A 13,167-nucleotide genomic window follows, 5' to 3' on the forward strand; every position below is an offset into this window, starting at 1 on the left:
TCAGGTATTAGTCAGTTTTATTTATTTTCTGGCACTAAAAGTATAGGGTAATTAAAATTTAAGATTATTTTTTATCTAGAAATCTGGAAATTTTTAAATTTTTAAATCTCTAAGTTTTTAAATTTTGAACATTAATCAAAATCCGTAGATAAAGCTGGGTGACGGTAATGCTCAAACATTAGTTCTATCTGTGCTTTTGTTACCCTTCCTATTGATAGTGGAGGTATATTATCTTCAAAGAAAAAACCCACTTCCTCAGTTTCAATGGAAACAGAAGGAGAACCACCAATCAATTCACAGAGAAAAAAGAATTTGTAGCAGTAAAATGGAAACGGGGTATGCCCTTGTTTATCTCGGTCGTATACGGCAGCTAACTTGAGAGCACGAGTCTGATAACCTGATTCTTCCCAAATTTCTTTGACAACAGCTTCACTTGGCGATTCTCCCACGTCGGCCCATCCACCTGGCAAAGTCCATAAACCATCGGCTCGTTCTTTGACTAGTAAAATTTTATTATCGCGAAAGACTGCACCACGGATATCAACTTTAGGGGTTGCATAACCCACTTCCCCTATGAATAAATCGAGAATTTGCTTATGCTCTAACTCTGAGTAATTAGATACGATTTCCGCAGTAATATTTTGTAAAGAATTGTAACGTTCAATGTCAAACTGATTCTTTGAATAAGCCAGACCATTTTGGGCGATACGCACAGCGTCACGCCTTTGGCGTATCGCTTGTAATTTTTGCGCCCATTCTAACCATTGTGACGTTATGGCCTTTTGTTCCTCCATACAACCGTCCCGTAGATATTGAGTGCTCCAACGCATGCACAATACCACAAATTTGGGACTAATTTTTAGCGGTCATAACTAGCAAGCAACTAAGAGTAAAATAAATTACTCTATTGTTGCTTATTGCTAGTTACTTATTACTCATGGTTTATGGTTATTGTTTATCACCATTTGCTTTCGATGAAAACTTAGAGTTTATGCATCATCTAAAGCAGCAATTCCGGGTAAGGTTTTACCTTCAAGTAATTCCAAACTCGCACCACCACCGGTAGAAATATGACTCATTTGGTCGGCTAAACCAACTTTTTCTACAGCTGCGACAGAGTCCCCACCACCAATGATGGTTGTAGCACCACTTTTACCGATATCAGCAAGGGTGCGAGCGATCGCTTCAGTTCCAACAGCAAATTTATCAAATTCAAACACACCCATTGGACCATTCCAAATTACAGCTTTGCAATCAGCAAGTGCTGCTTGGAATGTTTTAACTGAATCTGGACCAATATCTAAACCCATCCAGCCATCAGGAATGCTATCAATGCTCACGGTTTGGGAGTTAGCATCAGGAGCAAAGTTATCTGCAACTACTACATCGGTGGGAAGTAATAATTGTACGCCTTTTTCTTTTGCTTTAGCTTCTAAAGATTTGGCTAATTCTAGCTTGTCTTCTTCTACCAAGGATTTACCAACATTCAAACCACGGGCTTTGTAGAAAGTGAAAATCATTCCACCGCCGATGATGAGTTTGTCACATTTTTCCAATAAGGTTTCAATTACACCGATTTTGCTGGAAACTTTAGAACCACCAATAATTGCAGCTAAAGGACGCTGGGGATTTTCAATTGCACTTTGGAGATACTGTAATTCCTTTTCAATCAAATACCCAGCAACAGAAGGGCTGAGATAGTGGGTTACACCTTCCGTAGAAGCATGGGCGCGGTGAGCGGTACCAAAAGCATCATTTACGTAAAAATCAGCATTTGCAGCCAATTGCTTGGCGAAATCCGGAACATTTTTTTCCTCTCCAGCATGAAAACGGACATTTTCTAACAAAAGTACTTGTCCATTTTGTAACCCGGTAACTTTTGTTGTTACCTCTTCACCAACACAATCATCACACTTAATTACATCTTTCCCTAATAATTCAGAAAGACGCTTAGCAACTGGATTCAAGCGCATTTTATCGTTTACAACACCCTTGGGACGCCCAAAATGGCTTGCCAAAATGACTTTGGCACCTTTTCCTGTTAAATCCTGGATCGTTGGTAGGGCTGCTCGAATCCGCGTATCATCGGTGATTTTTCCAGATTCGTCTAAAGGTACGTTAAAATCTACCCGTACCAAAGCACGTTTTCCAGATACTTCACTCGCTGATAAATTTGCTAAAGTTTTTTTGGACACAATCAAACCCTCCCGATCGCCTTTTTGTTATTGTTTTGAAAGTATAACCATCCAAATTTTACAGACTCAGGGGGGCAGAGGTGAATGCCATGTTCAAGACAGTTTTATTTCCAGTCGATCAAAGTCAAGAAGCACGCAATGCAGCGGAGGTAGCAATTGATGTTGTAAAACAGTACGGAAGCCGCTTAATACTGCTATCTGTGGTGGAAGAAACTTCCTCTGATTCATCTAATGAGGAAGATCCAATGAAGTCACCAACAGCTGTTGCAAAACTTTTAGAAAATGTTGAAGAAATTTTTTCAAAGCAAGGGATCCAGGTCCAAGTCATTGAAAAACAAGGGAAACCAGCATTTACTATTTGCGATGTTGCTGATGAAGTTAATGCAAATCTAATTGTTATGGGATGTCGCGGATTAGGACTTACTGAAGAAGGAGCTAACGACAGTGTTACGAACCGTGTCATTAATCTTTCTCCTTGTCCAGTTTTGATTGTCCCGTAATAAAAATTTAATTTATTGCTAAGCTTGGGATCTGTTTTGGCATAAAAAGTTATATCTAATCTACCCAGCAAGTTACCTCTTATATTAATTGGGAGTAAAAAATATGTGGATTTTATTGATAACTATATAGCCAAATAATATTTTGTTTTTGTTATTTGTTTTCGTTTTTCATTTTATTTTCTCTTTGAAGCTGAAGAAGACAACAAGAGCACAAAGCAAATAACTTTTGATATTTATTCGAGCGAGACGTAGCGTTGCTACGTCTCTGCAGTATAAAAAAATCGAGTTATAAAACTATATGCTAGTTTTTTAGTTGCTACCGCTGGCGCAACTAGCTCCAGTATGTCAAAGATTTATCTTGAGTGCGGTATCCAATAAATATGGACATAGAAACTCGGGGTCCACCTTGACAGGAACGAACAGCATGGACTCTTCCTGAATCAAATAGAATTAATTCACCTTTTTCTGGCTTAATTAGTAGAGTTGGCTTAGGAAGAATATTACGGTCAATAATACCTTCATACTTATAGTCTTGATCGCGAATTTCTTCTTGCTTAAAGGTAGATGGTTTTAATTCCCAAACTTCTAATTCACCACCCGATTCAGGAATTTGAAGATAGATGTTTGCGGATAACTGAGCAGTCAAATTTTCGAAGGGACGAGTTGGAGGAACTCCTGAATCTGAGATATCTCGCGCAAAAATATCTTGGTGGGGTGGTAATTCAAAATTATCTTCAAATACGCGCCCGATTCCCGCTAACATCGTTTTGTCATGGATATTCTCAATGTGAGCACCTGCAACCCACATCTCTTCTAATTCAAGCTTGAGCTTATCGAGGGGTGACAGATTAGGAAAGCAAGCTTGTCGCAGAGTTTGGATCGAAACTTGAGCATGTTTGTAATAGCGTTGGAGCATTTCCACGCAACAACTAGTTTCAAAAAAAGTGATTGCGGTTCTTTGCACTCCTACATCTGGTGCTCTGTCATAACGCTCGAGAGTTTTTTGTTTAATCAGTTCTTGGCTAATTTCTTCTGCTTCTTGTTGGGGGTAATAGTTAGGAATGCGAAGTGCAAGATATTTGCTTTCTAATAGATCAAGTAGATCTGTTAGTTGTAGGCTTTGTGATACTCTTACTAATGCTTTTCGAGGCTCGTTACCTGAGTTTTTTTGATTGTTATTTAAGTTCATATAAGACTTTCTTTGAAGGTGAGTAAAGAAGAAAATTTCAGAATCAGCAAAAGTCAGAACCATTCGAGTCTCAGACTTAACGAATAAAAAATATTCCTCAAGTCACAAGCATTAAAAGGGACATTTGAATATTTGGGAATTTTTATTTAGGAATTTTTTGTTCGCAGTCGCGCTTTTTTGCTGTTAACCCTTTAGACAAACAAAGTTCAACCTGGGAATCTAAACCAAGCAAAAATCTAGAACATTGAGTTAGATTGATGACCAGATTTACTACTAAGTGAGAGTAATTTGCATCACCATATCGTTAAAATCGCGATCGCTTTGTACATGTCCTATGGACTTATCGCTACCTCCACTTCCAGAACTATTCAAATCCTCAAAAGCAAATTTGAAAGTACCATTACTACCATTACCTAGTTCTAGGACATGATGAACGCTATCGCTGTTAGCTTCATCAAAAGCAAAGAATGCTTCTACTTGACCGTTTTCAAAATCACTTATATCTCCATTTTGAATTAGATATGGAGCTAGGAAACTTCCTACAGGTAAATCAAAATTAAAGTTCCCAGAACTGAGATTGTCTTCTACTTGAAAATTAGCAATACTGTTAGCGATCGCAACTCGAGCATAATCTGCACCTTGTTCGGGGGTCCAAGTTTCACCAGTAACAGAGTCGGTAATTGTTCCTTCACGATCTGTGACAACGTAAAAACCGACTGAGTTATTAAATGCAGCTTCCCTGCTGATAGTTACTTGAGCTTGTCCGCTAAACCCGGTTAAATCTAAAAGTCCATCATCAATATTATTATTTGCTGAAGGAGTGAAGAAAACATCATCTACAAGATGAGGAATTTCACTATTGAGCTTGATAATATCCCCAAAAGTAGTTTGTTCAATTTCTGCGATTTCTTCTGCACTAAAGAAACCACCTTCAGAAATCGGTCTTTCATACCAAAAACGGTCGGATGCTCGGGAACGCTCGAATTGGTCGGCTAAAATTGCTTGGATCGTCTCCCCTGCACCAGATGGAGCAACTCTATCTTCTGCAAATAGTCCAATTAGTAAATCTATATCTTCTACACTCTTGTAAAGAGTTTCCAGAGAATTTGCTAATTCAGGGTCAGAAGTAATTTGGTCGAAACTAGTTACTCTTTCTAAACCAAAACTAGCCCGAACTTGGTTGTAGTCGGCTAAACCTCGATCTCGTCCCCGTTGCATGTTTGCAGAATACAAATCAAAGCCCACACCAGCAGGAGGAAATAAAGCATTACGCAAGTCAAAAACTACATTCGTATCGACTTCTTCTTCAAGGGTATAGGTGTTACCGCGTAAAATACCGTCAACATCACTTCCTCTATTGATATTTGGCGCACCAAATGTAGTCAATAAAGGTAAAACAGTAACATTACCGTCAGCATCAATGCTCTCTATTTTATTACCTGTTTGGCTGTGACCGAGGCGTAAACCTGCAGCATTAAATTCGTCGCTTACTTGGGGAAATGCATTTGAATCGTAACCGGTATAAGCATCTATGACATTGCCTATTTGTAAAGGTAGCCATTCATACATGACAACCTTCTGATATTGGGCAATATTGATCTGACGAGCGCGTTCAAAAATTTCCTCGTCAGTCCAATTAGAATGGTATCTGGATAATTCTACAGCAAGACGATTATGATTTCTAACCCATAAAGTATGCTGGGAAACTAATCCATCTTGTTCGCTCACCCGATCGTCACCAGCAAGAAAACCTACCCCTTGGAAAAATCCACCACGGGTGATGTTTTGTTCATCTGCAGGTAGCAAATCATCGTTAACAGCCCAGCTTTCTTCAGAAAAAACCTTTAATTTACCTGCTTGAAAAGCACGAACGGCTGTAGCAAATTCATCATTAGAACCATAAACAGCCGAAAGATCGAGCCAATGAGTCAAATCATTGGGTGCTTCTGCTGGAATTATAGTCCCATCATCAAGAACAACTCCGGTACCATCCGCAATCGAATCCCTGGGAAATTCAAACTGTAAGCCACCATCTTCTTGACGAGAGATAGTTGGTAAAGGTGGAGTTTGAGGTGGGAAATTAACGTCATCTGTCGGGATATCAATGGGAAAATTAATTTCACTTACCCGAGCTAAATTATTATCGTGGTTAACAAACTGACCGAAAGCCCAATTTAATGCGCTCAAACCATCCGGGTTGGGAAGAGATTCTCCTTCTTCCAACGAAGATAAAGTATTACTAATAACACGCGCGCTAGGACGATCAGAGGGTTCTAACCATATAAAAGGTGCATCAGGTACATTACTTAATTTTTCCGTATTATCAACAACATTAAACCCTAAACTTATTAACCTATTTTTTTCTACTTCTGTAAATACTGGGATTGGTTGACGAGTGACTGGATTTCCATCTGCACCAATAAATTGCTTACCCTCAGCATTTGAAGCTAATCCAGCAGGTGAGGAAACACCATCTTCAAACTCTGCAGGAGCCAAGCGAATAAATGGAGTGCTAGTTACTCCCAATTCAGGTTGTTCTAAATTATTGTTAGAACCGTCAATCGTTCGAGTGGAAATTCCTCCATCTCCCAAAACCAAACTACCGTCAGCAAATGGGTCTCGTGACAGGATTGACATTATTGTATGATTTATAAAAATTTACATTACTTTCTCTATCGATCTTATCAATTTTACGTATGCAGCGAAGTATAAAAAGTACCGTAAAGCCATTCTACTTTTTGAATTTGATATATAAATCTTCGTAAATATTACATATAAGCAGATAACGGAACACACCGATGGGTAGTGAAAATACAAAATTATTTCTAAAATCAGGAATTCAGCTTTATTTGAGGCGATGCTTATCTTAAAACGGCCAACATCAATTACCAATAAAAAAAGAGAGAGCTACTTGAGCAGCTCTCCAGATCATCAGGGTGCATCTACTGAAAATAATATAGCACATAATTAAGGGGTTACACCCCTCTTGACAAATATAAACATTAAATTTAAATTAAGTTTAGGTAAATAAAAATAAATATAAAAAGAGAGCTACTTAAACAGCTCTCCAGTTCATCAGGGTGCATTTGTTTATCAAATTATATCATTATAAAGACAAGGGGTTTAGCCCCTTATTTTTCTGAGAATTTATTTTTTTAATTAAAATTCCTGTAATTGTTGCCTTCCTCTAGGAATGAATGCTGGCAGTAGAAATAATTTGTATTCCATTGTTATTCTGTTAACCTATGTATTTTCCCGGTTTGCTTGTAAATATTCTATCGCTGCAGCTAATTTTGACGAATATCCTTGAGCAAATTTTTCAAACCAGAGACCTTCATAGGACAGAGTGTCTAATTTAGAAAGCCAATCCTGTGCACGTTTTTGAAGCAGTTCTTGCTGTTTTGCTTGAAACTTTTCCTGTTCGAGACGTTGTTGTTCCAATTCTCGCTGTATCTGCAAATCTCGTTCTAAATCTTTTTGCTCGAAATCAGCTTTAACATCTGATAACAACCGATCCATCGGATCGCTTTGGTTAAAATCAGGAGAAATAGGCGATTGTTTGGTAATGGGCGAGTTTGCAAATTTTGATGTCCCTCGAATTGTTTTTGACTGAAGCTTTTGACACTCATCAGTGTCTTCATTCTCTTCTTTAGGTGGTGAAGTGCGATTGTATTCACTTTTAAGCTCAGCCAAAAGCTTCTCGATGGGGTCCATTACTTATCTATTCCATTTCATCTGGTTCAATGTATTCAATCAATAATGGCGTTTAGCAATACTTCTTTGAGGCTAGTATCTTCCATTTCATCCATAGTGATCGTATCACAAATGTCAAATTTTGCACCGGCACCTTCTAATTCATCATCTAATACTTTTAAAAACCGATTTGCGTGGGGATCCTTCCCGACTTGAATAAAAGAAATTCCCAATTCTTCATCGCGCTCCATACGACGTGAAGCTTCAATAATTACTTTCATTACTTCTTTACGATCATCTGGTTCGCCATCAGTAATGACTAAAATTATTTCTCCATTAGGTTTAATTTGACCTGCGGCTTTACGCTCAAAATAATTATTAGTAGCATCTTTTAATACCGCTGCTAAATCTGTAGTCCCAGAAGGATCGTTTTCTTGAAAAACTTGATTTACTTTGCTAGAAGTTACATTTTCATAACGTCTAAACTTACCAGAGAAAACGTATAATGTAATACCATCAGGGTCAAATTGTTCGCATTTACTGGCTAAGGCAAAGGTAGATTCTTGTGCTGCGAACCATCTTGTTCTACCACCTTTTTGGTCTGGGGTAGCCATGCTGCCACTTTTATCAATGATTAAGGTGTAATCGCGATTTTCCAGCATAGTTGTATGTGCTTAATGATTATTGAATAAACTAAAAATAAATTAGTAGTAGATATACAGATTAATCAACTATTGCATTAGTTAATATTTCGACGATACTCATATCCTCCATGTCTTCAAGGGTGACTGTATCGCAAATATCAAATTTTGCTCCAACAGTTTGCATTCGATCGTCTAAAGCTTGGAGGAACTGCGTTGCTTCGCGATCGTTACCAACTTGAATCAGAGAAATTGCTAATTCTTCATCGCGTTCCATCTGACGAGATGCGTTGATAATTGTCTCAAACACAGCTTTGCGATCGTCAGGTTCGCCGTCAGTAATCACTAAAATTGTTTCTCCGTTTGGTTTTGCTTCTCCAGCAGCTTTACGTCTAAAGTAATTTTCAGTAGCATCTTGAAGCACTGCTGCTAAGTTAGTTCTCCCCATAGGGTCATTTTCTAGAAATATCTGTGATACTTTTGCTGAGGTGACATCATCATAACGTTTAAATTTGCCTGAAAACACATATACGGTAATACCATCAGGGTCAAATTGTTCACATTTCCTCGCTAATGCTAAAGTAGATTCCTGAACGATTTCCCATCTTGTTCTTCCATCTGTTCCATCAGAAATGGACATGCTTCCACTTTTATCTAAGATTAATGTATAGTCCCGTTCTTGCATTGCTAGTTTTTCTACTAAATATTTCTGTGTGCGTATAGTGTAACGTTTGGTTCTCAAAAGTGAGAACCATTCAGAAATCAAATTTTATTGTTAGCACTATCGAGTCTGCTGTGAGATGAGACCTATTTTTATTATGTTCGATAGGATTTCAATAATATTCGATAGGATTTTACTCAACAACAAGTATGTATAAGTTTACCTGTACTGTGTACATATATATTTATACAATTTGCTCGCCATATATTTCGGAAAGAGACTTGAAAACTTCCCAGCAAGTTTATTGCAGATAAAAGGAAAATATAAATATATTAGTTAATTATTAATATCAACGATAGCCGTCAGTTTCATAAAATCGTTCTAATTTTTCTGGATTCCTGACGCTGTAAATAGATTTAATGTAACCATCCACAATTTCAAATGTAGTGACGCTGTGAATGTCACCGTCAAGAAAAGCGATCGCGCCAGGTTGTCCATTAATTTCGATCACGCTAAAAACTGCTTTTAAAAGCAATTTGCGGCGCAGCGCGAGTAGAAATCGAGCTACTTTCATTGCTCCATGTAACGGTTTCAGGGCTGCAGGAACTTGTCCACCACCATCAGACCAATAGGTAACGTCTTTTGCTAAAAGTGCTACTAAATCTTGCAAATTGCTCTGATGCAAAGCCTCTAAGAATTTTTCTGTGATTTGCTCCTGTTGCTGATGGGAAACAGGAAATCGAGGACGTTGAGCTGCTATATGCTGACGCGATCGCCGCAAAATTTGGCGACAGTTAGCTGGACTTTTATCCACCATCTGAGCAATTTCATCATAGTCATATTCAAAAATCTCCCGTAGAAGAAAGACAGCTCTTTCAATTGGCGATAAACGTTCCAAGATTACTAAAAATGCCATCGAAAGTGAATCAGCTAATTCCACTTGAAACGCCGGGTCGTCCCTTTGCTTAGTCAGAATAGGTTCTGGTAACCACGGTCCCACATATTGTTCTCGTTGCATGCGCGCTGAACGCAGATGGTCAATGCACAGACGTGTAGTAATCGTGGATAAATAGCTTTTAGCTGATTTTACTGTCTCCCCCCTGGTTTGTTGCCAGCGCAGAAATGTTTCTTGTACAATGTCTTCGGCATCAGTTAATGTACCTAACATCCGATAAGCAATGGCAAGTAGCAAAGGACGGTGCTGGTTAAAGGTTTCAAGATAATTCATCTTTTTCTATCGATTCACCTTTCTTGGATACTATGAAGATTGAAGGAGTAGATTAGTAGTCTTTTTCATTAATTATGACGGATTGGTTTGTTGTCAAAACCCCCCTAGAGAGGTTGCATGCAACGCCTCTACCAGGTTTTTTGGAAAAACTAACCCATCATAATTAATGTGGTCGAGTACTATTTCATAGACAACGTTTCGGAATCTTTGCTGTTTTGTAATTTTTGAGGCTCATAAGTTCCCGGAACTACTCGGGTTGTAATAGCAATGCGATTCCATGCATTAATTGTAATGATTGCCATCAGCATATTAGCAACTTCATCCTGAGTAAAATAACCACACACATCATCGTAAATTTCATCTGAAATATGATCAGCCGAAATCATGGTCACGGCTTCTGTGAAGGTGAGAACTGCTCGTTCTTCCGCTGTAAAAAATGGAGTTTCCCGCCATGCACTAAGGGCATAAATTCGCTGTTCTGTTTCACCGTATAATCTGGCATCTTTGGTATGCATGTCAATACAGAAAGCACAACCATTAAGTTGGGATGCGCGAATTTTAATTAGTTCCAATAATCTCGCATTAATACCACAACCTCGGACATACTTTTCCAATTGAAGCATTGCTCCATATGCAGCAGAGTAACTGTCAAATTCCATTCTGGGTTGCATTTATAAATCTCCTAAAAAATGATAGGAAGTATTTACAAATAAAGACGAAATAGTATTATCTGTTGTGACATTGCAAGTGGATAAGGTAAATTTCCCTTGCTCCTTACTCCCTTACTTCTGTGCATTATAAAGATATGAAGTGTACTTCACTTAGATGAAATTGGCTGTAAATTGCCGCTGCAATATGGTTTTTGTGCTCAATATGTGTAGACTGTAGTACGTATGCTCGCCTCTTTTGGCTTAACAAACCGTTAGGATTTATAAGTTATGAGTTTTATGTTAATTAACTCTTGACTCTTAACGAAGGTAGCCTAAATCTGAAACAAAGATGACCCAAGTTACAGCACCTCTTCTTAACAGTGAAGTTTCCCCTGCCCAAGTTAAAATTGATTATCAGGTGGCAATGCCTCAACCTCAAAATCATTTATTTGAGGTTACCTTACAAATAAGCAATTATTCATCCCCATTACTAGATTTAAAATTACCTGTATGGACTCCAGGTTCTTACTTAGTAAGGGAATATGCCAAACATCTCCAGGATTTTGAAGCTTTCAGCGGCGAAGAACCCCTAACTTGGCGAAAAGTTAGCAAAAATCATTGGCAAGTAGAAACAGAAGAAGTTGCCAAAATAACAATTAAATATAGTATTTTTGCGAATGAACTTACAGTTCGCACAAATCATTTAGATGCTTCCCACGGTTATTTTAACGGCGCAGCAACACTGTTCCGGATTCCAGGACTAGATAAGCAAGCAGTCAAAATTACTATCATTCCGCCAGCCCCCCAATGGCGAGTCACCACGGGATTACCGCCGGTTTCTGGTGAGAAAAATACTTTCCTTGCTGCTGACTATGACACAGTTGTAGATAGTCCATTTGAAATTGGAACCCACCAAATACACCATTTTGAAGCTTTGGGTAAACCCCATGAGTTCGCAATTTGGGGTTCGGGAAACTTAAAAGTAGAACCAGTAATCGCCGATTTCCAAAAGATTATTGATGTCGAAGCAAAGATGTTCGGTGGGTTACCCTACGATCGATATGTATTTTTCTTACATTTGTTCGCCCAAGCTTACGGTGGTTTAGAACATAAAAATAGTTGTTGCTTAATTTATCCCCGTTTTGGCTTTCGCGATCGCGAGAAATACGAACGGTTTATGCAATTAGCTGCACATGAATTTTTCCATCTGTGGAATGTTAAACGGATTCGTCCTAAAGTTTTAGAAGTTTTTGATTACGATCAAGAAAATTACACGCCTTCTCTATGGTTTTGTGAGGGAGCAACTAGTTACTACGATCTGTTAATTCCTTACCGAGCAGGGATTTATGATGTTAAAACTTACATCAAGAATTTAAATAAGGAAATTACAAGATACGAACAAACTCCGGGACGTCGGGTTCAACCGGTCTCCGAATCAAGTTTTGATGCTTGGATTAAACTTTATCGTCAAGATGCAAACAGTGGTAATTCCCAGATTTCCTATTATTTAAAAGGAGAACTTGTATCCTTACTACTGGATTTACTGATTCGAGAACGTCACAGCAATAAGCGTTCCTTTGATAATGTGATGGTGCAAATGTGGGAAAAATTTGGTAAGTCAGAAATTGGCTTTACCCCAGAAGAATTGCAAGAAGTCATTGAGTCAGTTGCAGATACTCAATTACACGACTTTTTTCAACGTTACGTTCACAATACCGAAGACTTACCATTCAATGAATATCTAGAACCTTTTGGTTTACATTTAGTTGAAGACTTACCAGAAGAACCTTATTTGGGTATTCGAGTTAATAACGAAAATGGACGGGAAGTTATTAAATTTGTTGAAGCCCTATCGCCAGCACAGCAAGCAGGAATTGACGCCAAAGATGAATTACTTGCTATTGATGGGCTGAAAGTAGCAGCATCCCAATTGAGCGATCGCCTCAAAGATTATCAAGCAGGAGATACGATTCAAGTTACAGTATTCCACCAAGACGAACTGCGTAGTTTTCCTGTTACTCTAGATTCACCACGTCCTAACAAGCATTACCTCAAAGTAGTAGAAAATCCATCTTCTACTCAGCAAGAAAATTTTGCTGGATGGTTGGGTAAACCGTTGAAAAATATTTGATAGATAATTACTGGGAAATTTGAGTGATCGGTGATAAGTAATGGGTAATGAGTAATGAGTAATAAGTAATGAGTAATGAGTAATAAGTAATGAGTATTTTAGCGCCTAGCAGTTAGCAGCGAAAGACGCACCTACGGTGTTTGTTGACGCGGCTTAGGCGTTCGCCGGAAGGCGCGTACTAACACGTAGTGCGTCCAAACGTGTAAGCGCGCCCTGCATGACGTTGGTCAATAGTATACCTTTGGTATTGCAAGGCGCGTTTTACTCCCACAGTAATAA

11 protein-coding genes are annotated in these 13,167 nt (G+C 38.5%); 2 read left to right on the forward strand and 9 right to left on the reverse strand.

All coding sequences use genetic code 11. From position 1 onward, the window contains the following. Positions 1 to 131: 131 nt before the first annotated feature. Together BC008_RS28280 and BC008_RS28285 are read right to left on the reverse strand one after the other, a co-directional pair. Positions 132 to 776, reverse strand: a complete 645-nt coding sequence (locus BC008_RS28280) for an NUDIX hydrolase (RefSeq protein ID WP_027842189.1) — start codon at positions 774 to 776, stop codon at positions 132 to 134. Positions 777 to 989: 213 nt separating this feature from the next. Further along, on the reverse strand, positions 990 to 2,195 hold the full coding sequence (locus tag BC008_RS28285) for a phosphoglycerate kinase (protein ID WP_027842190.1): 1,206 nt from the start codon (positions 2,193 to 2,195) through the stop codon (positions 990 to 992). An 89-nt stretch (positions 2,196 to 2,284) separates the two neighbouring features. Here BC008_RS28285 and BC008_RS28290 point away from each other — a divergent pair, with 89 nt between their 5' ends. Then, positions 2,285 to 2,695, forward strand: a complete 411-nt coding sequence (locus BC008_RS28290; RefSeq protein WP_027842191.1) for a universal stress protein — start codon at positions 2,285 to 2,287, stop codon at positions 2,693 to 2,695. Between the two features lie 331 nt (positions 2,696 to 3,026). On the opposite strand, the gene BC008_RS28295 is transcribed toward BC008_RS28290, so the two are convergent. The 7 genes from BC008_RS28295 to BC008_RS28325 form a co-directional block, all read right to left on the reverse strand. Continuing rightward, on the reverse strand, positions 3,027 to 3,884 hold the full coding sequence (locus BC008_RS28295; RefSeq protein WP_161938172.1) for a 2OG-Fe(II) oxygenase: 858 nt from the start codon (positions 3,882 to 3,884) through the stop codon (positions 3,027 to 3,029). Between the two features lie 273 nt (positions 3,885 to 4,157). Then, on the reverse strand, positions 4,158 to 6,521 hold the full coding sequence (locus BC008_RS28300) for a peroxidase family protein (protein ID WP_027842193.1): 2,364 nt from the start codon (positions 6,519 to 6,521) through the stop codon (positions 4,158 to 4,160). Positions 6,522 to 7,127: 606 nt separating this feature from the next. Beyond that, complete coding sequence (locus BC008_RS28305; RefSeq protein WP_027842194.1) at positions 7,128 to 7,598, reverse strand: salt stress protein, Slr1339 family; 471 nt, start codon at positions 7,596 to 7,598, stop codon at positions 7,128 to 7,130. Between the two features lie 35 nt (positions 7,599 to 7,633). Continuing rightward, positions 7,634 to 8,239: a vWA domain-containing protein gene (locus BC008_RS28310; protein WP_027842195.1), complete on the reverse strand. Its 606-nt coding sequence runs from the start codon at positions 8,237 to 8,239 to the stop codon at positions 7,634 to 7,636. A 61-nt stretch (positions 8,240 to 8,300) separates the two neighbouring features. Continuing rightward, positions 8,301 to 8,903, reverse strand: a complete 603-nt coding sequence (locus BC008_RS28315) for a vWA domain-containing protein (protein ID WP_027842196.1) — start codon at positions 8,901 to 8,903, stop codon at positions 8,301 to 8,303. Between the two features lie 325 nt (positions 8,904 to 9,228). Then, complete coding sequence (locus BC008_RS28320) at positions 9,229 to 10,107, reverse strand: RNA polymerase sigma-70 factor (protein WP_027842197.1); 879 nt, start codon at positions 10,105 to 10,107, stop codon at positions 9,229 to 9,231. 179 nt (positions 10,108 to 10,286) lie between these two features. Continuing rightward, complete coding sequence (locus tag BC008_RS28325) at positions 10,287 to 10,778, reverse strand: carboxymuconolactone decarboxylase family protein (RefSeq protein ID WP_153009676.1); 492 nt, start codon at positions 10,776 to 10,778, stop codon at positions 10,287 to 10,289. Positions 10,779 to 11,106: 328 nt separating this feature from the next. Here BC008_RS28325 and BC008_RS28330 point away from each other — a divergent pair, with 328 nt between their 5' ends. Continuing rightward, positions 11,107 to 12,888, forward strand: a complete 1,782-nt coding sequence (locus BC008_RS28330; RefSeq protein ID WP_027842199.1) for a M61 family metallopeptidase — start codon at positions 11,107 to 11,109, stop codon at positions 12,886 to 12,888. The last annotated feature ends 279 nt before the right edge of the window (positions 12,889 to 13,167 follow it).

This window comes from Mastigocoleus testarum BC008 (genome assembly GCF_001456025.1).
GTDB classification, from domain to species: domain Bacteria; phylum Cyanobacteriota; class Cyanobacteriia; order Cyanobacteriales; family Nostocaceae; genus Mastigocoleus; species Mastigocoleus testarum.

Excerpts from the sequence above, each read along its gene's own strand:
- BC008_RS28290 (WP_027842191.1), top strand. The coding sequence starts at position 2,285 with ATGTTCAAGACAGTTTTATTTCCAGTCGATCAAAGTCAAGAAGCACGC.
- BC008_RS28315 (WP_027842196.1), bottom strand. The coding sequence starts at position 8,903 with ATGCAAGAACGGGACTATACATTAATCTTAGATAAAAGTGGAAGCATG.
- BC008_RS28310 (WP_027842195.1), bottom strand. The coding sequence starts at position 8,239 with ATGCTGGAAAATCGCGATTACACCTTAATCATTGATAAAAGTGGCAGC.
- BC008_RS28295 (WP_161938172.1), bottom strand. The coding sequence starts at position 3,884 with ATGAACTTAAATAACAATCAAAAAAACTCAGGTAACGAGCCTCGAAAA.
- BC008_RS28320 (WP_027842197.1), bottom strand. The coding sequence starts at position 10,107 with ATGAATTATCTTGAAACCTTTAACCAGCACCGTCCTTTGCTACTTGCC.
- BC008_RS28330 (WP_027842199.1), top strand. The coding sequence starts at position 11,107 with ATGACCCAAGTTACAGCACCTCTTCTTAACAGTGAAGTTTCCCCTGCC.
- BC008_RS28305 (WP_027842194.1), bottom strand. The coding sequence starts at position 7,598 with ATGGACCCCATCGAGAAGCTTTTGGCTGAGCTTAAAAGTGAATACAAT.
- BC008_RS28325 (WP_153009676.1), bottom strand. The coding sequence starts at position 10,778 with ATGCAACCCAGAATGGAATTTGACAGTTACTCTGCTGCATATGGAGCA.
- BC008_RS28300 (WP_027842193.1), bottom strand. The coding sequence starts at position 6,521 with ATGTCAATCCTGTCACGAGACCCATTTGCTGACGGTAGTTTGGTTTTG.